Origin of the sequence: Massilia sp. W12 (assembly GCF_037300705.1) — a bacterium.
In the GTDB taxonomy this organism is placed as follows: domain Bacteria; phylum Pseudomonadota; class Gammaproteobacteria; order Burkholderiales; family Burkholderiaceae_D; genus JACPVY01.
This window is the reverse complement of the sequence record NZ_CP147776.1, coordinates 5960881-5982236: the sequence shown is the minus strand read 5'-3', so window position 1 is coordinate 5982236 and position 21356 is coordinate 5960881. Positions and strand designations below refer to the sequence as shown.

Below are 21356 nucleotides of genomic sequence, written 5' to 3'. Positions count from 1 at the left end.
GCCTCCCCCTGCCTGTTACTGTTAGCTTGCCGGCGCTGCCTCAGTTTGGCGGCCAGGCCTCGGTTTGGAACGGCAGATACACATAAAACGTGGCGCCGGCCCCGACCTCAGTAACAAATTCTATCCGACCCTGATGTTTGTCAATGATTTTTTTGACAATGTCCAAACCCAGCCCGCTGCCCTCGCCTTCCGCGCGGGTGGTGAAGAATGGCTCGAAAATACGCTCGCGGATCTCAGCTGGAATGCCGCAGCCGCTGTCTGACAGCGCCACCACCGCCTCATGCCCCTGGCGCCGGATGATCAGGCGCAAGCGCCCGCGTCCTTGCATCGCCTGCAGCGCGTTTTGCAGTAAATTCGTCCACACCTGGGCCAGCGCTTCCGGCCAGCCCGGCACATGCGGAATGGCCTGATAGTCGCGCTGCAGCTCAATTTGCCGCAATTGATGCTGGTACAGGGTCAGCACATTTTCCAGGCTGGCGCGCAAATCGACCGGCATCGCCTTGCCCGATTGGCCCGGCTGGGAAAAGGTTTTCAGGGCAAACACGATTTTGGAAATGCGCGACACGGCTTGATTGATATTCACCACGCTCAAGGCCAATTCAGCGATACGCTGGGCATTTCTCAAAATAAAAGCGGCCTGCGGATGCTGCAGCAAAGGCAGCAACTCACGCCAGCGCGTCTCAGCCTGCATATGCACCAGCAAATCGGCCAGCAGGCCGGATTGTTGCAAGCCCTCTTCATCCAGACTGCGTTGCAATTCGCGCCGCAACTGGCGTTCGCTGCGGCTGGAGCGCAGTTCATGCGCCTGGCGCGCATGGTGAATCAGGCTCATCAGCAATTGTTCGCAGCTGTCATCCAGCAATTTGAAGAGGGCCGGGGCCTCTTCCAGCAAGGCTTGCAAATCGCTGGCGATGTTGCCGCCGCTGGCCTTGATCGCGCCCAGCGGCGTATTCACCTCATGCGCCACATTCGCCACCAATTGACCGAGCGAGGCCATTTTTTCCGCATGCACCAATTGCGCCTGGGTTTCCTGCAAATGGCGATGCGCGCCGGCCAGCTCGCCATGCGCCAGCGAATTGGAAATCGCAATCGCGGTATAGCTGGCCAGCACGCGCAAAAATTCCAGCTGATCGCTGTCATACGCATATGGCAGCGGACTTTGCACACTCAAACAACCCAGGGTGCGGTTTTCCGCCAACAGCGGCAGATACACCACGGTTTGCATTGGCGCGCCCTGTGAGGGCGGCAGGATGTTCGGCACATAATCAAGCATCTGTTCGCGCCGGTTGATGATCATTTCACGCCGCTCGCGCACACACCACACTGCCGGACGCGCCATTTCGCGCATCGGCACTTCAATCTGCGGCAGCCGTTCGCCGTTTTCAATCTCATACACAAAGCGGATGCTTTCGTGTTCCGCGTCATACAGGCCGACCTTGAAGGCATGCGCATCCAGGCGCGCCGTGATTTGCTGATGCAGGCGGGCCAGACTTTGCTCCAGATCAAGCGTGGCGGTCAATTCCTGCCCGATGCGGCCCAATTTCAAGATATCCGCAGTGCGCTGCTGGATGTTTTGCTGCAAGCGCTGCGCTTCACGTTGCAAACGCAGGGTGCGCCAGCGCGCCGCCGCCCACAAACTGGCCGACAACAGCAACATCAGCAGCGCGCCAAACCACCAGGTTTGCCAAAACGCCGGCAAGACTTGCACCGGCAGGCGCAATTCCTGTTCTTCATTCCATTCGCCAAAGCGGTCTTGCGACTGCACCCGCAAGACATAATTGCCCGGCCATAACTGGCCATATGCCGCCAGCCGGTGGCTGGCGTCGGTCTCGATCCAGCTATCTTCATAGCCTTGCAAAAAGTAGCGGTAGCGGATGCGCTCGGAAACGGCAAAATCGAGCGCAGCGAATTCGACTGAAAAATGGCGCACATCCGGCTCCAGACGCAATTGGCGGCGCTGGCTGTGCGCCTGACCGTTCACTTTCAAATCGCTGATCACCAACGGCGCGCCGCTCAAATCAGGCTGAAAATTTTCCGGGTCAATCAAGGCCACGCCCTTGCTGCCGGCGAACAGCAATAAACCGTCTTTGGTTTGGCTGAACGATCCAACCCAGGGCGTGCCGATATCCATGCCATCCGCACGCGCCAATTCGTATAAACGCTGACGCACCGGATCGAGCATGACTTTTTCAGTCCAAATGCGGCCACGCTGATCCTGTTGCAGATTATTGCCCAGCTCCTGCTGGCTGCGCCCATAGACTTGATTCACATGCTCAAAGCGGGCCGTGCCGCCGCTCCAGGACAGCATGCGCTCCAGACCGCGCTCGGTGGCCAGCCATAAATTGCCGCGACTGTCCCATAAAGCGCCCCGGATATCAGAAGAAATCAAGGCCGCCTTGTCATTCGGCGCGCTGTGCATCGGAATCATGACCCGGGTTTCCGGCTCGATGCGCCACAATCCGGCCAGACTGCCGACCCACAAGCGCCCGTTCGGCTCCTCCGCCAGACTGGTGACATACGCTTGCATGGGCTGGCCCGCGCTGGTGCGGCAAAACTCAAAACGGCCCTGCAACGCATCCCAATACGCCAGACCGCGCGCGGTGGCGACCCACAAATTGTCGCGCCGGTCTTGCCAGATATGCTGCACCGGGGTTTCCTGCAAACCCGGCATGTTTTGCCAGCGCGCATTGCGCTCCTGCCATTGCCAGATTCCGCTTTGCCCGCTGCCCAGCCAAAGATTGTTCTGGCGATCTTGCAGCATGGCGTAAATCGTGTCTTGCGCAAAGAATTGGGAAAATTGGCGGTTGTCGATGCGCCCGCGCATGCGCTCAAACACATCCACCCCTTGCGAACTGATGCCCAGCAACAGGCGGCCATCTTGCAGCGCAAGCAGACTGCGCACATTCGAGGCGCTCAGACTGTCCGCTTGCACCAGACTGTGACGCAACAGCCGCAGACCGCTGTTGCCGGCAGGATGGCGTTGCAGGCCGCCGCCCCAGCTGCCCAGCCACAAGCCGCCATCGCGATCAATCAACATGCTGGAAATCTCATTGTGCGCCAAGGCCCCCGCCAGGGACGGATCATGGCGGATCTGGCGCACGCTGCGGCCATCCGCCGTCAGCACCAGAATGCCCTGGCCGCGCGTGCCCAGCCAGATTTGATCATGTTGCGGTTGCGCAATGCTCAACACCGCCGCCGCTGCGCCGGCTGCCGGCCAATTGGCCTGCGCCTGCGCCGGATCGAGCCAGAACGCGCCATGTTTGCGCGTGCCGCCCCAGATTTTTCCATCCGCCGCCTGAAACAGCGCCAACACATCCACCTCTTGCGCACGGCCATTGCGATCCGGCATAGCGATGGTTTCCAGCTTGCCCTGGCGCCAGCGCTGCAAACCGCGCTGGCTGCCTATCCACAACACGCCCTGTTTATCAATCAAGAGGCTGCGCACCTGCTCATCCAGCAAACCCTGTTCGCGCCGCAGCCAACTGAGCTGCTGCCCGCCCGGCGCCAGATAGGCCAGCCCCTGGCCGCTGCCTATCCACACCCCGCCCCTGGCGTCGCCGCGCAAGGCTTCGATATGCAACATACCGGCCCCGCGCGCCACACCGTCATCCAGATTCAAACGCTCAAAACCGCCGCTGGCCGGATTAAAGCGCGCCACCCCATGGTTATCCGTACCCACCCACAAACTGCCATCCGGGGCCGGCCACAAACTGCGCACATAATTTCCCGGCAGACTGGCGGCATCGCCCTCACGCGAGACAAAGCGCTCAAAACGGTAACCGTCGTAGCGCAATAAACCGTTTTGCGTGGCGACCCACAACCAGCCCTGCGCATCCTGGCTCAAGGCGCTCACGATGCCATTTGGAATCGCATCCGGTTTGCTGACATTTTCAAAATAGGCTTGCAGGAAGTCGAACCCGCTGGGCGGCGGCAGGGCCGGCAAAGGCATGGCTTGCGCCAGCGCCTGCGAACTGCAGAGCAGGCCGCACAGGCAGCATAACGCAAGACGCAGATGGCGTATCGCCTTGCCTATCCAGGTGTCGCTTGGCGCATGCAAAACCGGCTCCTCTTCCATCAAATCAAAATCTGCACGGCGCATCAGCGTCATGGCAGAACACAGGTGGACTGGGGCAAACAGATAGCGGCAGGCGCAATGCGTAACGCTGAAGCGGCCAGCGTCCGCGCCATATTCCGCAGCAAGACGACCCATTGTAACGGCAAGCTTGCTGCGGCGAAACCCCGGCGCAACAAGTCCGGCCACAGCATGCAATGTGGCGCAGGCGGCAAGCGTGAGGACATGCGCAAAGGCAATGCTGTACGCCTGAAAATGAACAGATCAGCATCTCCGGCCAGGCAACTGTCATCATAAAAAAACAGGCAAACTGCGCCTGTTTTATTTGAACCGCTTTTTTTATAATGCACACTTGCTTTAGCCTTTCCCCCGCCGCCTGTTTTTCCCGCCTGGAGAACGCACCATGATCAGTAACTTCCAATTGTTTTTCCGCTCGCCGCAACGCAAACCCCACACCCCGCCCGCCCCCGCCACCGCTTCCTGAAACAGCGCATCACTGCGGTAAACCGCCGCGCCCCCGCAAGCAAAAGCAGGCGCACATGCAATTTGCTACATTTGCACACACTTTCTACCGGAAATCTATTAGCGCAATCCGGCGCTGCTGATAACATATTGACATCGCGGTCCTGCATTCATTTCGCCGCGCCGCGCCGCCACACAGCGCAATGCCGCTTCTCTGGAACCTTGTTCCAACAATCAACAGATCAAAATCAACAGGAGACCGACATGGGGACGTACACCTCTGCTATCCAAAAACTGTATGTCAGCTATTTTTCCCGCCCGGCAGATGCCGGCGGCTTAGCGTTCTGGGAAGCGCAAGCCCAGAAAAATCCGGCAGCGCTGACCAAGTTGGCGCAAGCTTTTGCCGAATCGCCGGAATATCAGGCGCAAATGCAAGGCAAGAGCACAGCCCAGATGGTAGATGAGGTGTATGTGCACCTGTTTGGCCGCCACGCCGAACAAGGCGGCGTGCAATACTGGGGCCAATTGCTGGAAAACAAAGCGATTTCAGTGGCGAATATGGTGACCCAGATCGCCGCCGGCGCACAGGGCAGCGACGCCAGCGCCTTCGCCGCCAAACTGAAAGCCGCCGAAACCTTCACCAGCGCCCTGGAGCTGCTCGGCAAAGACATGTACGACAGCAAGCTTGCGCGTCAAATTCTGGAAACCGTGGTCAGCGAAAAAGACCTGCAAACCGCCTTCGGCAAAGGCGGTCTGGCAGACCAGGCCCTGTTGAAATTGCAAGGCATCGCTGTCGGCGAACCGCATCCCGATGCACAAAACGATAATCTGGTGCGCTTTGTCAGCACCCAGGACGGAATTCAAATCATCGTCGGCAACAAGCCGGTGCAAGGCATCGCCGTTGGCGAACCGCATCCGGGCCAAGGGGTCGCCGTCGGTGAACCGCATCCGGGCCAGGGCATCGCCATCGGTGAACCGCATCCGGGTTCGCAAAACCTGGGCAACAATGGCGCCAGCACTGACAATGTGGTGCGCTTTGTCAACACACCGGACGGCATTCAAATCGTGATCGGCAACAAGCCGGCGCAAGGCATCGCCGTCGGCGAGCCGCATCCTGATTCACAAAAACTGAGCACCCCGGGCGACGACAATGTGGCGCACTTCGTCAGCACGCCGGACGGCATGCAAATCGTCTTGATCGGCAGCAGCCCGGACGCCGGCGGCACGCTGATCGGCTAATCCGGCAGCACACTCTGCAGCATCCAGCCCATGCGCTTGCGCATGGGCTTTGTTTTACCGGCGCAGCCACCCTGCGCCAGGGCAACAGATTGTTGCAAGCAGTTGCAAGATATACAGGCATCACAACAATAATTCCGCGTGGCAACGGGCCGCCCAGAGTATGCTGTAATCCTTGCGGCAAAAGCCGAATTCAGCCACACGCTGCGCGGGAGAATACAGATGCAAATCGACTGGATGTGTTTGATTTTATTAGGACTGGCCGGCGCCATGCTGGGCGGTTATTGCTGGATAGACGGCGCCTTCCGCCGCAAAAGCAAAACAGAAAATAAAAACACCCAACGCCAACAAGCGTAAACACAAACCATACAACACCTCAGCCGCTGCAAAGCCGGCGCCGCAATCCGCCCGGATTAGCTATAATCATTTCCCCTTTTATCGCCAGCAGAGTGCCGCATGTCGCATGCCGAATCGAACCACAGCGCCGAGGACTCCCCCTTGGGCCAGCGCAGCGCCTATATCGAAACTTACGCGCCGCAACTGCTCTACCCCATCCCGCGCGTGGGCAAACGGGAAGAATTGGGCATCAGCGCCAGCCTGCCTTTTTTCGGCGTGGACATCTGGAATGGCTATGAACTGTCGTGGCTGAATCTGCGCGGCAAGCCGCAAATCGCGCTGGCGGTATTCCGCATTCCGGCCGACTCGCCCAACTTGATCGAATCCAAATCCTTCAAGCTGTATCTGAATTCCTTCAACCAAACCAAACTGGCCAATACCGACGCCTTATTGAGCCTGCTGCGCCAGGATTTATCCGAGGCCGCAGGCGCAGCGGTGCAAGTCGAATTGATGTTGCCGGAACAGTTTGGCCGTGTGCAAATGGGCGAGCTGGAAGGTGAGTTGCTGGATCGCCTGGATATTGAAATCGACAACTACCAACCCGACCCGGCCCTGCTGCGCGCAGCGCTTGACGAACAGCCGGTGGAAGAAAAATTGCTTTCACACCTGCTCAAATCAAACTGCCTGGTGACAGGTCAGCCGGATTGGGGCAGCGTGCAGATTCATTATTACGGCCCGCAGATAGATCAGGAAAGCCTGTTGCGCTATCTGATCGGTTTCCGCCAGCACAATGAATTTCACGAACAATGCGTGGAGCGGATTTTTTGCGACATTCTGCGCCAATGCAAACCGCACAAACTTGCGGTGTATGCGCGCTACACCCGGCGTGGTGGCTTGGACATCAACCCCTGGCGCGCGAATTTTTCCGCCGGCCCGGGGCCGCAAAATCTGCGCAATGCGCGGCAATAATCCATGCACAAGGAGCCTGAAATGAGCGGGCAACTGCAACACTGGCAAACCCTGTTTGCGCAAAAACTGGGCGGCATGCAAGCCCAGCTGGAAACAGAATTGCGCGCCTCGATAGCGTGCTGCATCCAGGATTTCAATGCCATGGGCTATGCCATCAGTATCGGCGAAGACCTGGAACTGGCGTCGCCCATCGCCATCACCTGCCCGCATCCCGCCGCACAGCACAAACCGGATGCCGTACCGCGCAATTGCGATCCCATGGAGTGGCCGGATTGGCATCACAAACACTTTCTTGGCTACGCCCAGCGATATGATGAGATGTATCAGGCCTGCCGCCAGGAGTACGACTTATTCGAGGACTGCAGCTTCACGCTGCAAGGCGAAGCCTTCATGCTGGCCCTGCATGCGATGTATCTGGACAGCATGCAAAAAATGCCGGCCGCCTTCCCGTCTATGCGCTACTGGGCGATTACGATTCCCGATTCTGAATATGCGATAGTGACGGACTCCATCAAACGCCTGAATACGCCCGAGGTGCTGCAAAAAATGAACTTGGCGGATTTGTAAGCGCCGTGATGGCGCGACGCCACACGAGATGCAGCGCGCGCAGGCGGCGGCGATATACTGGCGAAAGTTTGCACCGAAGCCAACATTTCGCCTTGCCACTTTTTCAGGAGCTGCCGCCATGCCCGGAACCGTCCGCCTGCACCGTGTTTTCAAAGCCCCGCCGGCGCGCGTCTATCGCGCCTTTCTCGACCCGCAAGCTTTAGCCAAATGGCTGCCGCCGTATGGTTTCACCTGCACCGTGCATGAATTTAACGGCGTGGCCGGCGGCAGTTTCAAGATGTCCTTCACCAATTTCAGCAGCGGCCACAGCCATTCTTTCGGCGGTGAATATCTGGAGCTTGTGCCCGACACCCTGCTGCGCTACACCGACCGCTTTGATGATCCGAATCTGCCCGGCGAATTGCAAGTCACGGTGCAGCTCAAGGCTGTGCTGTGCGGTACGGAAATCCATATCGTGCAGGAAGGCATTCCGGATCTGATTCCGACTGAGATGTGTTATCTGGGCTGGCAGGAATCGCTGGCGCAATTGGCGCTGCTGGTGGAGCCGGAGATTCCGGGGTGATGCTTGTTGTGGGTGGGGCGGATGTAGGGCTTGCGCTGTTTCCAGCGAGCCAGACCGCCGGCTCGCTTGGCAACCTTCAACCAGTCGATGCGCCGAAAAAACATCCTTGGCGACCACTGCCGCCGTCTTCAATGCCTGACGTTTCTCGACCAAGCCTGTGACGTTCCCTTCGATCAAGGCGATCTCCGCGTCCTCGAAGCCTTGATAGCGCCATCCATTGGACTTCAGGCACAGGACATCGCCCTGATCGGAAAAACCAGCTTCGATAATTTCGAGCACGCTGGACTTTCCAGCCCCCCCCAGACGCCGTGCACACCGATAGTCACCGGGTGGTCTGGCTTCGCGCGAAGTAGCCCAATGATCGCTGAGGCAATTGCCTCGTTGTTGAGTAGATCGACCTTGGTCTCGTTATTGGTCTGGATCATCTGTCTCTCCCTGAAGTCTTCTCAATCCCTCACCGCCACACGAGTTGCCCCGCCGTGCTGCGTAACCCTGGGTCTGCACCGAAGCTTGACGGCCCCCTTGGAAAACGACTCATCCGTCGCCTTGCTTGACCACACGTAGGCCTCTCCAGCTTTCAGCTGGGCCATGCGTTCCGGTGTAAGGTTGCCGAGAGCAGCATTGGCCTTCTGAATGTGCTTCAACCAAGCAGGCGAGTTGAACTTATGCATGATGATCTGGCTGGACAGCTCGATCAGGCTGACAGGCACAGATGGCGGGTCTTGGCTTGCGACCATGATGCTGACACCCTTGTGCCGCATCTCTCGGACCACTTCGATGAGCCCGGCAACCAGGTCGGGACTCTCGATGTATTTGTGGGCCTCATCGAACACCACCAGCTTGTTGAAGCTGCGCCCATCGATGCGCGCATCAGCGAACAACTGCAAGAGCACGACGAACAGTCCGAGGGCTTCGTCCTTCTCGATGAATTCGTCGCGCAGGTCCACGATGATCAATCGGCCTGGCCTCACCACCTCAGTGAGCGAGGCGCCGTCGTTGATGTACTCGGCTGCCAGGTCAAGGCGCATCCGAGCCAGCTCCTTGAGGTGATCGGGAATCGACGATGCATCGATGCCTGCACGCAAGCCGTCAAGAGTGATGTCGTCGCGCATCGCTTTCATGATGCGCATGATCTGACGGATGTACGTGGCTTGATTACCCACGGCTCCCATCAAAAATTTCCAGTGCGAAGCCTTCAGCTCTGAAGCCGAGAACTGCAAAGGCCGCACTTCGATGTCGGGGTACTCGGCCTGACGCTCTTCGATCTTGTCGGCTGGTACGAGAAGCAAGACATCCGCGAGCGCCTTCGGCTCCGCCCCATACACCTCCTTCAGCGCACGAACCTGATCTTCCACCGAGTTAGCCACCACCATCGACGTGAACTCGGGCTTGTAGTCCATCGTCGGGCTATAGTGGAAGATCACCGTGGACAGCGGCTCAGGAAGGTAGTTGATACCGGGGATCTGCAGCGAAGCCATCTCTGCCACGCTGCCCAAGGTGTAGCTCTTGCCGCCGCCCTGAACGCCGAACAGGCTGATGGTGTGGGTCTGATTGAGGTCAAGCGCCACCTTGCGCCCAGACACCTCGCCAATCAGGCCGTACTGCGGTGTTGCTCCTGTGGCGCCGAGCATAATGTCGTAAGCCACGCGGCTATCGCTAGTCTCACCAGCTTGAGACTGCGGCTGTGTAAGGGACGCACGCTGTGGCGCCTCCGCCCCCCCAACAAGAACCGATCCGGGCGCCTGTTCCGCAGTCTCATCTAGCTTGTCTACTGGCAGTTGTGGCGTGTCAGTGCTTGTAGCCTGCATGGCGCCAACTGGCGCAGGAGCCACCTGCACCAAGGCGGCAGATTCCGGCTCCCACACGGGCACGCTGGAAACCACCTCTTGCTGCGTGTATCTGCCCCTCGGACTGTCGTCCCACGCGAGTGTTCGATCCCGTGGCGGGCTGAGGAAGGCCGCCGTTTCAAAGGTAGGAACGGCTGGCGCCAACTCCCTGCGACGGAGCAGTTCTCGCGTGACCTCACGCGCTGTGTCGGCAGGGTGCGCGTACTGGACGCTAGCCACCGTTTCGGTGTCAGTCACTGCCGACTCCACCAACTGCCGGATCAAATCACTACCGATCCGATAGAACTCGATGCCGTTTTCATACTCGGCGGGCTCAGTACCTGGCTTGCTGAAGTCAAACACCACAGCACTTCGTGTGAACTGCAGGGTGTAAGGCGGCTCATCAAGGCGTCGCAGGAAGTAGTGCGCCTCTTCGGCAGCTTCTGGCAAGACCACGCCATAGCGTTCGGATCGGTCTAGGTAGAAGCCCAGCAGTGCAGCAAGATCGCGATTCTTGATGGGGCGGTCTGACGTTCCCTCGATATTTCGTCTGCCATCAGATGAATTTTATGCAGCCAGCTTTTCCTGATTTTGCTCACGCTGCCAGCGGTCAAGATACTGAAACGGCGATTGATAGCCCAGAGTTGAATGCTGACGGGTTCGATTATAAAAGACTTCAATATATTCAAAGCTGGCAGCCTTCATTTCAGCATGGCTGGCATAACGCACGCCATGGTATCGCTCATTCTTGAAACTGTTAAACCAGCTCTCGGTCGGTGCGTTGTCCCAGCAGTTTCCTTTGCGACTCATCGAGCACGTCATGCCGTATTCCTTGAGTTTGTCCTGAAAGGCTTGGCTGGCGTATTGGCTGCCGCGATCAGAATGATGCATAACGCCCGCGTCCGGTCGACGGCGAAACCACGCCATCGTCAAAGCGTCAGTCACAATGTCGCTGGTCATGCGCGGCTTGAGCGACCAGCCGATCACCTCCCGATTGAACAGATCCAGCACAATCGCCAGATACAGCCAGCCTTCGTCAGTCCACAAATAGGTGATGTCCGACGTCCAGACCTGGTTAGGGGCTGCCGGAGTGAAATTGCGAGCCAACAGGTTGGCAGCAACCGGCAAACTATGCCTGGAATCCGTGGTGACCTTGTAGCGCCGCTTATGGCGGGCACGGATACCATTGTTTCGCATGAGACGTTCGACGCGTTCTTTGCCAGCGCTGAAGCCTCGTTTGCGCAGTTCTCGCACGATGCGCGGGCTGCCGTAAGCCCCTTTGAGTTCGGCATGAATGGCGCGTATCACTGCAAGCATTTGTGCATCCTTCAAGCGCTTACGCTCAGGCGTGCCGCCACGCTTCCACGCCCGATAGCCGCTGATGCTGACGTCGAGAACGGCGCACATTTCTGTCAGCGCATAGCTCTTGATTTGTCCATCCATCCAGGCGTACTTCACAGGACATCCTTCGCGAAGTACGCCGCTGCTTTTTTTATGATTTCATTCTCCCGCTTCAACCGGACGTTTTCTGCGCGCAGTCTGGAAAGTTCCATCGCTTCCGGCGTCACCACTTTGCCGCCAGCGCCTTTGAGTTTTCCTTCTGCTGCCGCCTTGATCCAATTTCGCAGCGTCTGGTCGCCCAGCCCCAGCTCCCTAACCACGACCGCCACCGATTCACCATCTTGGACGCGTTTGACCGCCAGTTCTTTGAACTCGGTCGTGTATGCTTGTTTCGGTATTTTTTTCATTTCCTGTCTTTCTCAAGTAACGTTATTTTACGTCACCTGTGGCAGACTAAATTTCAGGGGAAGCTCAGTCAGGCCGATCTACTTCTGCCATCCCGGGGTCGAAGTGATAGGCCAGGACGTGCTCGGACTGAGCGATCTGGTCAGCGATGGACGCCTTCAACTGCGCGTAGGCAGCCACATCACCTAATTGGCTGTAGCACTTCACTTCGACCAGCCGGCATGTCACCACACGGCTTGCCGGGTCGAGGTCGAACAAGGCAAGGTCAGTGCGACGGAAGCTGACTTCATCGCCGATTTCCTCAGCACTTTGCTTCAACGCCTTGTACAACTCCAAGTGCGCGTCCAACGGCACGACGACCTGGTTCTGGAAAACGCCTTGGTGTTCGAGGAACAAGCGCGAGAGCGCCAAGCCCATCGCCTCGGCCCGCTGAGATGAAGAGGACAGTAGTTTCATGGCCAACCGGCCGGACAACGATCGAAGCTGATCCAACATCACCAAGGCATGTCGGCCCGTATTGGGCAGCCCGTAATCCCCCAAGATGGGAATCAGCAGCGACTCAAGCTCAGCAACGGAGCGCGAGGTGATCGCCAACCGATGGCTCATCGCGCTCGCCATGTCGGGCGAGTGGTCGATCAGATAGTCTGGCCGCGTGGCATGGCGACGATGGTCGAAGAACTCGATCCCCAAGTTCCGATCAATCGTAAGCACCCAATCACTGACCTCGTGAACCTGATGGAGTATGGCACGCTCATCTGCCGACAGGCTCAACGCAACAACAGGGCGTGCATGCGGCAGGTATTGACTGCGAGCAACTGTCGCCACTGCGACCGAGACAGCACGGGAAACGCCACCCATGAGGTCAGATAACGCCTCTGCTCCCTCCAGCGGCTGCGCCGCGCCATGAAGCGGACGACGCAGCCAAGTGATGGACTGCTCGTCTTCCAGATAGTCCACTTCGAAGGGCTGAACCAGACCATGGACAAACGAGGAGTCGTCACTATCCTGAACATCAACTGCTCGAATTTCCTCAGCAGGGAACAAGTCAAATAAGAAGGACAGGTGCGCCGCATGCAAATCCGGATCCTCACGGAATTCCTTGATCGCACGAATGGCCAGTCGCAGCTTGGGGTGCAAATGACTGTTGGTCGGCGTCGAAAACGCGTCTGCCTCCTTGGCGCTCGTTCCCGAATCTGGCGACAAGAGTTCCAGCAACGCTTCCCCGGTCGAAGGAGCTGCAGGGTCAAGCACGAAGAGCCGGATGTCGTAACGCAGATCGGCGAAATCAGGATGTCGCTGGAGTGCCAGCAGCACCTCGGCCATTGCGCCTGCGCGCCCCGCGTTGAAAGCATTGATCGTCAGCGTCTCCACATACGGATGCTGGACCAGATAACGCTGCACGCGCGCGGCAAGATAAGCACTATCGATCGTTGCCCCGCCTATGGCTGGCTCTGGCAAGCCCAAGGCAGCACAAACCTCCCCAATCAGGCCACGAGGGTCCTTTTCATCGGTCGCTGCGTACAAAGACCAGAACGGGTTGATGTTGTCCACAGCCAGCGCTGTCCGCCCCAGCTCCTCACCGAAGGGGACAACCGGCGGAAATGCCGCTGGCGCAAGCTGCTTGATCACTGCGTCACGTGTTGGGATCACAAATTCTTTATTGCTAGCCCGGCTCTGCTCCATCCAGGCCTGGCCGAGATGGCTCCATGCAACATGCCAGTTGGCACGCAAAGGATGCGTTGGCCCCAACAGCACAGCATCTCGTCGCCTGCCTTGGTAGTCTTCCAGCACGAGGGCCACTGAATCGATGGTGAGCGCGTAGCGAAGCTCATCCATCGCTTGCCGCGCAACGGCCGTCTCTGTCGAGCTGGCGCGTGCAAGCGCTGTGTCGATCCAAGCCAAGTAGGCGGAGGCGTAGTTCTGCGCCGGCTCCTGAAGGGACAGAAGATCGCTGGCCTGCATGATCAGCCGTTGCTCTCCCTTGAGCACTGCGGCGAAGAACGACTGCCGCGCCTCTCGGAATCGAGTTACCTCGTCCGAGACTGGCCACTTGAATGACGTCGTAGATCGGGTGGCAACACCCGCAGCGCTGATCGAAAGTCTCAAGCGGTTAAGCCCTTCTGGGTCTTCAAGAAACGCGCGCTCCAGGTTGGCCAAATGGCTGGACACCAAGACGTTCGCCTTACCCTCTTTGCCCAGGCGAATCTCCAAGGTTTCGCCGCTGGCTACGGCCTTGCTACTGCGCCCCACCCAACCGCAGCCGGTCACAGTAACGGTTCCAGGATCACGATCCTGAGTCACCGCCGCAAAACGTGCACGCAGCAACGCATGCATCAAGCTTGCCTCACGCGGGACCGCACGCTGCGGTGGTTCCACCTCCACCTCGTCGTCGGTGATCACGTAAAAGACGTCACTTTCGTTGGGGCTGGCATGCGTCTCCGCTGCATCAGTGTTGAAGCGGATGGGATTGCCTTCTCCGTCCACGAGAGGGATGCGATCACCGTCCTCGGTCTCTGCATACACTCGCACGTAGTGCCAGCCCTCCTCCCAGTCTATCTTGCCAATCGACGAAAAAGCAATCACGCCAGAGTCGACTCCTTTGGCCCAGGCGGCTTTTCGCCTACGCAGGCCTGTCGGCCCGTTGTCGCGCGATACAACCTCTGCCACAAACCGCGACAACCCTTCGACCTTGGACGGTACCGGGTCAACACGGAAAGAGACACTGAACTTTTTGAGCCCGGTTTTTGAGATGGGGAGCACCTTGCGCCCGATAAACTCAGCCAACCGGGAGTCTTCGTTGTCATCCTTCACCAGGTGCAAGTCAGGCAGTGCGACATCGCCGATGTAGATGGCGTCGGGGTTGACTCCGCCATCCTCGAACAACCATTTGTTGAACGCAAGTGGCCAATTCACACGGTCACGAACGATGGCTTGCGTCCACTCCTTGGGATTGGAGACGCCGATACGGGAGAAGAACTCGCCAAGCTGCTTGCAAAACACAGGGTCCAGCAAGCCCAACTCAAGCGCGCGAACGCGCTCCGTCTTGGTAGACCAGGTCACGCGCTCAACGCACTCTCGGTTGCGCGCCACCCGTGCAGGTGCGCGCTCGGCCTGTTGGAACAACTCAAAGTCCGGCGCCAGAGCAAGCTCAAACAGCGCTGCCCCCATCGCGTCCGGATCAAACTCATTGATCTGGCAGGTGAGCAGGTAACGAGCGACAGCAGCGTCATCGGCATACCGCCACCGGCTGTCAGGCCGTTGCAACTCGCTCAAGCAGGCCTCTACGGCCATCCGCAAGTTGACAGGAACTTGAGCCAGCAACTGCCCATTCAGCTCCGCATACGCGCCATCGATCGAGACCTCTTCGAATGTCGCGACGCCAAAAGAATCTTCCGCTGAAGCACGCAGGTCATTCGGCACGAAGACCAGCAAGGGGGGCCGAAGCTCATCGTTCGGTAGCGGATTCCGCAGCTCAACCAGCTTGGTGCTGCTGACAGCCATGTCCGGCGCCATCGCTCGCAAGCCTTCGTCGGCCAGCACCACGACATTCGCTGACGGCACGGCAGCCCGCAGGCCGCCAGCCAATCGAATCATCAGCTCTCGATCCAAGTCAGTAACCCGCATGCAATGCCCAAGCTCGCGAGCGGCAAGCAACTGGGATAGCTTTGGAAGCAGGACCGATTCCAGCGCGGCGTTCAGTTCTTGATTGGTGAGTTCACGCAGTCCCTGACTCATGCGCGCGCTCCTTCGTTTCGTTCTGCAATCGTGTAGCGCGGCACCACAGTCTGGGTCACGTAGGCATCAGACAAATCTCGATAGAAGCCAATCTCGCGCAGGCGTCCGGTAAATGCTTGCACATTGCTGCGCAGGGCCTTCCGTTCGTCGATGGTCGGAGCGCTGAACCCCTCGCCGGGCGGAAGCTGATCAATGTAGAGTCCATAGCGTTCACGCAAGAACGACAACAAGTCGTCGATTCGCATCTCGCCGGTGAAGTAGCCCTGGTCCCCACCGGGTCGCAACACCGCGATCTGCAGCAACACTTCCAGCAGGCGACTCTCCAGCGCAAATCGCCGAGGTGCGTTCCGCGTGCGGGTCTGCGCAAGCAGCGCCCCCGACTTGTTCTTCAACATCGTCGAGTCCAAAGACTCGATGATGTACTTCCGCTGGAAGGCCCCACGCAGAGCCACCAAAATCTCGATGTAGGTCTCAAAGTCCGAGAGCCCCATCTTTGTGATGGCCTCGACCTCTGCGTCAAGCCCCGCATCACCCTCAGACAAGGATTCCAGCAGCCCAGCCAGCCGCTCACCAAAGAACTTATCCCGCTCTTCCGCGAACGGCGCTCCTTGTAGACCGTAGAGTTCGCCGACCGAGAACACGGCATTCAAAGGCCGGATCAGCTTCCCTCTCCGAACGAGGTGCTCAGAAAACTCATCCAGCTTCTTAGCGACGAAGTACGCTCGCACAAAACTGGGAATGCGCCGGTAGTAGCCATCTGCGCTGCGCTCTGCCAGCGCTGCGGTTGAAGACTCTGCGCTACCCGACAGATCTACGAATAGACCGAGTTTGTAGGGACAGTCACCCTGAGGCTCGCGTTGCTCGCGCGGCTTCATAGGGCATGCCGATTCAGCGCACAGCGAGTTGGCGCCCGCCAGCTTCTGCCAGGCAGGCAGCAGCTTCAGCAAGCGAAGGTGATACAGCGCCAAGTGGAACGACAACAGCACCTTCAGGTACTCCACCATCACCGAGCGCGGCATGAAGGGCTTGTAGAACAGCAGTCGCTGAATGTCCTCGGCCATCAGATCTGCTGAGCCGATGCACACAGGCGCGAACCGATCTCCGCCAGCGCGCGTGTCCGCCGTGTCCTTCCTCTGCGACAGAAAGTGCAGCAGCGTCGCCGTCTCAATGTCTGTCAGCGCCTTATCGTTCAGCTCTCTTGTGAGCTTGTCGAACCCGTCGAAAAAGAAGCCCTTGAGATGCTCGATCGCCTTGTGGCCGGCAAGGTGGCGTGCGTGGTGCAGCATCTGGTAAAGCTGCTGCGCAGCTCCGTAGTCACGCGAGTGCTTCGGGTTGCGAAAGCGATAGGTATAGCCGTGCAACGGTCGTGGCCCTGCCACAACGGCGTTTTTCTTGCCTCGGTTCACGATGTCCATCAGGTGGGTTTCCACCCAACGCTCCACTATGTCCCGGTGCTGTGTAAAGCCCAAGAACTTGTCGCTTGCATCGAGAATGTCATCAACGAACTTGTCCACGGTCAGCTCGCGCTTGTCGCGGAAAACGCTCGGATAGCCACCATGCTCCAGCCGCTCGAACAAGCCGGTGAGCACCCGATCCATCTCGATGGTCTTGAAGTCGAGATAGCTGATTTTTGGGAGTCGGAACTCCCTGTCCTTCTTCTGCAATGCCATCAGTTCCCCCTGTCGCCGCTCTCTGCGGCTTCTTCTTGGCGAGCGCCCTTCACCGGGCCGTGCAGCAAACGCATCTCCACCCGACCATCGTCATGGCGGGCCAAGCGGTAGAAATCGTGCCCCGTGGTGGTCAGCAGGATTTCGCGGTAAGGCTGAGCGTTGAGGCTGTTCTTGAACACGCCAAGGCAGAGATAGAAACCCTGCATCTCTTCAACGCTTGGCCGATAGCCTTCATTCAGCCGCACCAGCATCTCGAACACGTCGAGGTTGATGATCAGCTCGCTGCTGATGGCCCCTGCGCCTTGGCCTTGGTACTTCAGCAGCAGACCGGTCGGCAGGTGCTCAACGAAGCGCGCCTTGGCCGCAAAGTCTTGCACCTGCAGCCCAAAGCCCTCCACGGGGAAGAGCCGGTAGCTGCGAACCGTACCGTGTTCGACCTGCCGCAACTGCAAGGCCAGGCTGGCTCCAAGGCGCTCCGGGCGCTGTAGCCCCTCGCCTCGGTTGATGGCATGCAGGATTTCGCTCGTGAGTTCGTCGATGGGCATTTCGCCGCGAACGATCTCCACCATGCGTTTGGCGGAACGATAGGGCAGCATCTTTTCCCAGCTGGCGTCACGCCGCTCAAAGAAGTGCTTGCGGCGCGCCATGGCCACGTACTCGCGATGCTTGCGCGCCCGGTGGCGAACTGAGGAGTCAGACACGTCACGCGGCAGATCGCCAAACAGGCGCTTCAACACCTCGAAGTCAAACTGCCCTCGGCGCTCGAAGCGGAACAGGGCGCGGTCATCCGGCTGAACAAAGTCCAGGCCTCGATCGAAGCGGGGGTCCTCCTGCTTGCCAACATCCAGATCGCTCAGCAGTATCAGCAGCCGGTCCGAGGTGGCTTGCCCGCCGCCCATCCAGCTGTTGAAGTAGAAGCTGTGCGCCACCTCATCGTGCTTGCCTGAAGCGTAGAGCGCATGAATCTCGCCACAGTCGCGGTTGCCAATCAGCATGAACGACAGCGCTGAACGCAGATCGCGCATCGTGATATGCAAGCGCCCGCGCAAGTGCGCCATCGTGTACAGCGTCTTGAGGCGTTCCAGCAAGCGCGGCCCGGCGATCTCATCCTGGAAACTGCGCGCGTTGTGCAAGGCGTAGCAACTGTCTTTCAAATCACACTGCTCACAAGCAGCCCAGTTCTGCGGGCGGACGATGCTTCGCAGCGTGCGCTCCAGAATCGAGCCGCCCTCAGCATTGCTGGCGTCATCGGCCACAACGCTGCGCAAATTCAGATTCACCACCACCACGCCAGACTCCGCTTCCCCGGTGGCGAATGCACGCCGAACCAGGGCCGTGAGCGCCGGGAAATCCCGTTCATGCGCAGCGAGGAAATCCACCAAGCGGCCCTCGTTGATCGCAATCAGTCGTGTCTCCTGGGGCCTCCAGGACGCTGTATCGTTGCCCTTGAACGGGTCCAGGAAGTCCAGCAACACCTGGTTGTTGTCTTTGTTGCCCTCGTCTTGGCTGCCGTCGTAGTTGATCAGGTAGCGCGTGCCGTGCAAGCTCAGCTCGCTGCCGTTTGCCAAGCCACGATTGACGGACCCGCCGCGCGCTTCCACCTCTTTCTCCAGGCGTTGCAAGAAGGCGGTCTTGCCATCACCAGCGTTGCCCGAGATCAGCACAAGCCGGAACTCCCCCTGCAGCACAGCAGGCAACAAGGCACGGTCCAGCGCGGTGTCCACATAGGCAGAGAACCCAAGCGCGTCCATGCCCCGCGTACCGGCATTACTGCGGCGGCTTTGACTGTAGAGCGTCAGCAGGTGCGAAACGAATGTGTTGGAGTTGGGCGCCGACTCAGCCAAGACGGCTTGACCGCTGCTAACCGCCGCTGTCATAGCCGTCAGGCTGACGGTCTGAATACGCCGTGCATGGCGTACCTCGGCCAGCGCATCGCGAAAATCCACGGCCGTGTGGAAGCGCTCCGCCCTGCGCGGCGCAATGGCCTTGAGCACCACATTCACCAACTCTGGCGCCAAGTCGGCAAAGCCCGAGAGTTCGCGCGGGTCGGGCGCGGGCTTGTTAATGGGAGGCTCCGTGGTGTCCCACGGGTAGCGAGCCGTCAATGCCTCATACAAGGTAAGGCCCAGCGCATACAGATCGCGGTCAGCGCGCTCGCCGTTGTGGGGAATGACTTCAGGATCAAAGTCCGGCGGCAAATAGCGCCGCGAGCCCCCGCCGCGCGACTCCTTGTCGTCGGCTCGCACCGACACATTGAAGTCGATGATCTTGGCGCCCTTCTGCGTCCATAACAGATTGCGCGGCTTGATGTCGCAGTGATGGAAGCCTTGCGCATGCAGATGCACCAGCCCCTCCATCACCTGCTTGCTCAGTTCCAGCGCATCCTCGGGGGATAGCAGGCGGTCGTGGATCATGTCGCCGACATCGGCCCCTTCCACGTACTCAAACACCAGGAAGGGAATGTCACGCCCTGGAATCACATCCGCATCCAACACACGCACCACGTGAGGGTGCTCGGGGATGTGCGCCAGGTGGCGGTACTCCTTCTTCAGGCGCTCCAGGGTCGAGTGCCGGTCACTGACGATGAGCTTCACCGTGCGCGCCACATCACCCAGGGTGTCGATCACCTTGTAGACCACACCGAAGCTGCCGCGCCCGAGCTTCTTCTCCACGATGAACTTGTGGGTCAGGCGATGGCCTGCCGCCAAGTTCAGGTAGTCGGTCTGGGCATCATCGACTTCAACGACCTCGGGCTTCGGCGCCTCTGCAGCTGGGCTGGCTGCTTGCGCCACGGGTTGCAGCAAAGCATTCAAAGCGGCCAGCGCGGCCGATGCGGTCAACCGCTGGTGCTCATCAAAAGCGCACAAGCTCTGCAGCCAAGCATCAAAGGCCTCGTTCAGCTCCGGCCGCAATGCCGAGGGCTTGTTGAGGAACTCGCCAACCCGATCCCACACCGTGGTGGGCTCGCCCGCAAAGGGGCGCTCGCCGGTGAAGAGTTCGTAGAGGATGACGCCTGCGGAGAAGATGTCTGATGCGCTCGACGCGGCGCCCGGCTCCCGGAACGCTTCGGGCGCCACATAGGCTTTCTCCACCAGATCAACAATTTCCGCCGCGATCGTCAGGCTGCGCTCCACACCGGGCTTGGCGAAATCGAAATCGGTGATGCGCGTTGTGCCGTCCTGGCCAATCAAGATCGCGCCCGGTGTCAGGTTGCGATGCACCACACCGTGATGGTGGGCGTGGGCCAATGCCGCCAACAGATCTTTGGCCACACGCCACTTCTGGTCCAAGGTCAGCGCCAACTGGGGGCGAGCCATGTGCACCGTCAGCGCCTGGCCCGGTGCATCGTCCAGGATCAGAATGAAAGACTTGTCGTCATCGGTCGGGAAAAAATCCCGCGCTGCGACGATGTTGGGATGCAGCGGCAGCTTGGACAGCGCCCGGTAGGCGTTGGCAATGCGGTTGACCTGCGCCTTGCGCACATCCTCAGGCTGGTAAGGGTCTGCCTGGTACACCCGCAGGCGGGCTGTGCCACCTGCAAACGCGTTCTCGGCTCGGAACTCGGTGTAGGCCTCCGCCGCCCCGAGCTTCTCTTTCACCTGCCAGTGCCCAAAGCACTGCACGGCGGAAGCGGGCTTCACCACCTTCAAGGCATGCAGGATCAATCCCTGCTGCTGCAGGATGTTCTTGGAGAAGCGCACCGGGATGCGCGTGGCATCCTTGAAATAGCGTTCAGCATCCTTCAACTTCACGACCTGCTTCTGATCGACATCAGCGCGGTCGTTCAGGTGTGCATCGGGTGCGGTGAGCAGGATGGCGGCATCCACATAGATGTCCTCCAGCTCATGCCGCCCCGGGTTGGCCTGAGTCACCAAGCCCTTCACCGTGCGCGCATGGCCGCGCAGTTTGCCAAGCGGCGATGGAAACGGCGCGCGCCCCTCGGGGTACCACTTGTTGCCGTACACATCGATGGCGCCGCGCGTGCCCTTCACGTCGATCAGATACAGGGCGTGCGGCGTCAGCAATGCAATGTCGATCTCGAAGCGCTCGCCCTGCCGCTCGATCTCGAAGTTGTGAATCAGAACGAAACTGTCTGGCAAGCGATCCCGCAGGTAAGCGATGGCACTGCGCTCTGCATCGTTGACCGGTTGGCCTACTGGATTCACTTTGGCCAC

At 59.3% G+C, this 21356-nt stretch carries 12 protein-coding genes; 5 read left to right on the top strand and 7 right to left on the bottom strand.

Annotated features, from left to right (window positions below; all coding sequences use genetic code 11):
* Window positions 1-40: 40 nt before the first annotated feature.
* Entirely contained in the window at window positions 41-4210 is a 4170-nt protein-coding gene (locus tag V8J88_RS24615) for a two-component regulator propeller domain-containing protein (protein ID WP_338846936.1), read from the bottom strand.
* 588 nt (window positions 4211-4798) lie between these two features.
* Between V8J88_RS24615 and V8J88_RS24610 the strand changes: the two genes are divergently transcribed.
* From V8J88_RS24610 to V8J88_RS24590, 5 genes are all read left to right on the top strand, one after another.
* Window positions 4799-5773, top strand: a complete 975-nt coding sequence (locus V8J88_RS24610; RefSeq protein WP_338846935.1) for a DUF4214 domain-containing protein — start codon at window positions 4799-4801, stop codon at window positions 5771-5773.
* A gap of 219 nt (window positions 5774-5992) precedes the next feature.
* Entirely contained in the window at window positions 5993-6127 is a 135-nt protein-coding gene (locus V8J88_RS24605) for a hypothetical protein (protein ID WP_338846934.1), read from the top strand.
* Window positions 6128-6226: 99 nt separating this feature from the next.
* The gene (queF, locus tag V8J88_RS24600) at window positions 6227-7075 is read left to right on the top strand and encodes an NADPH-dependent 7-cyano-7-deazaguanine reductase QueF (RefSeq protein ID WP_338846933.1); all 849 of its coding nucleotides are present in this window, start codon (window positions 6227-6229) and stop codon (window positions 7073-7075) included.
* Window positions 7076-7096: 21 nt separating this feature from the next.
* Window positions 7097-7642: a hypothetical protein gene (locus V8J88_RS24595; protein ID WP_338846932.1), complete on the top strand. Its 546-nt coding sequence runs from the start codon at window positions 7097-7099 to the stop codon at window positions 7640-7642.
* Window positions 7643-7760: 118 nt separating this feature from the next.
* On the top strand, window positions 7761-8204 hold the full coding sequence (locus V8J88_RS24590; protein WP_338846931.1) for an SRPBCC family protein: 444 nt from the start codon (window positions 7761-7763) through the stop codon (window positions 8202-8204).
* Window positions 8205-8428: 224 nt separating this feature from the next.
* Here V8J88_RS24590 and V8J88_RS24585 read toward each other — a convergent pair whose 3' ends face one another.
* From V8J88_RS24585 to V8J88_RS24560, 6 genes are all read right to left on the bottom strand, one after another.
* Window positions 8429-8629 carry a hypothetical protein gene (locus V8J88_RS24585; RefSeq protein ID WP_338846930.1) on the bottom strand — a complete coding sequence of 67 codons (201 nt, stop codon included), beginning with the start codon at window positions 8627-8629 and terminating at the stop codon, window positions 8429-8431.
* Window positions 8630-8650: 21 nt separating this feature from the next.
* Entirely contained in the window at window positions 8651-10480 is a 1830-nt protein-coding gene (locus tag V8J88_RS24580; protein WP_338846929.1) for a hypothetical protein, read from the bottom strand.
* A 117-nt stretch (window positions 10481-10597) separates the two neighbouring features.
* Window positions 10598-11778 (bottom strand): IS3 family transposase gene (locus tag V8J88_RS24575; protein WP_338846235.1). Its coding sequence is split into 2 segments (ribosomal slippage): window positions 10598-11526 and window positions 11526-11778, totalling 1182 coding nucleotides; the frame shifts between segments, so codons are not numbered across the junction.
* 64 nt (window positions 11779-11842) lie between these two features.
* On the bottom strand, window positions 11843-15511 hold the full coding sequence (locus tag V8J88_RS24570) for a hypothetical protein (RefSeq protein ID WP_338846928.1): 3669 nt from the start codon (window positions 15509-15511) through the stop codon (window positions 11843-11845).
* Window positions 15508-17181, bottom strand: coding sequence for a hypothetical protein (locus tag V8J88_RS24565; RefSeq protein ID WP_338846927.1), 1674 nt, complete (start codon window positions 17179-17181; stop codon window positions 15508-15510). The genes V8J88_RS24570 and V8J88_RS24565 overlap by 4 nt, the downstream gene beginning before the upstream one ends.
* Window positions 17181-21356 (bottom strand): protein kinase, encoded by a 4176-nt coding sequence (locus V8J88_RS24560; protein ID WP_338846926.1) that lies wholly within the window; start codon window positions 21354-21356, stop codon window positions 17181-17183. Before V8J88_RS24560 ends, V8J88_RS24565 begins: the two co-directional genes overlap by 1 nt.

Coding starts and splice junctions, on each gene's coding strand:
- queF (WP_338846933.1), top strand. CDS start 6,227: ATGTCGCATGCCGAATCGAACCACAGCGCCGAGGACTCCCCCTTGGGC.
- V8J88_RS24565 (WP_338846927.1), bottom strand. CDS start 17,181: ATGGCATTGCAGAAGAAGGACAGGGAGTTCCGACTCCCAAAAATCAGC.
- V8J88_RS24615 (WP_338846936.1), bottom strand. CDS start 4,210: ATGGGTCGTCTTGCTGCGGAATATGGCGCGGACGCTGGCCGCTTCAGC.
- V8J88_RS24595 (WP_338846932.1), top strand. CDS start 7,097: ATGAGCGGGCAACTGCAACACTGGCAAACCCTGTTTGCGCAAAAACTG.
- V8J88_RS24610 (WP_338846935.1), top strand. CDS start 4,799: ATGGGGACGTACACCTCTGCTATCCAAAAACTGTATGTCAGCTATTTT.
- V8J88_RS24570 (WP_338846928.1), bottom strand. CDS start 15,511: ATGAGTCAGGGACTGCGTGAACTCACCAATCAAGAACTGAACGCCGCG.
- V8J88_RS24585 (WP_338846930.1), bottom strand. CDS start 8,629: ATGATCCAGACCAATAACGAGACCAAGGTCGATCTACTCAACAACGAG.
- V8J88_RS24605 (WP_338846934.1), top strand. CDS start 5,993: ATGCAAATCGACTGGATGTGTTTGATTTTATTAGGACTGGCCGGCGCC.
- V8J88_RS24590 (WP_338846931.1), top strand. CDS start 7,761: ATGCCCGGAACCGTCCGCCTGCACCGTGTTTTCAAAGCCCCGCCGGCG.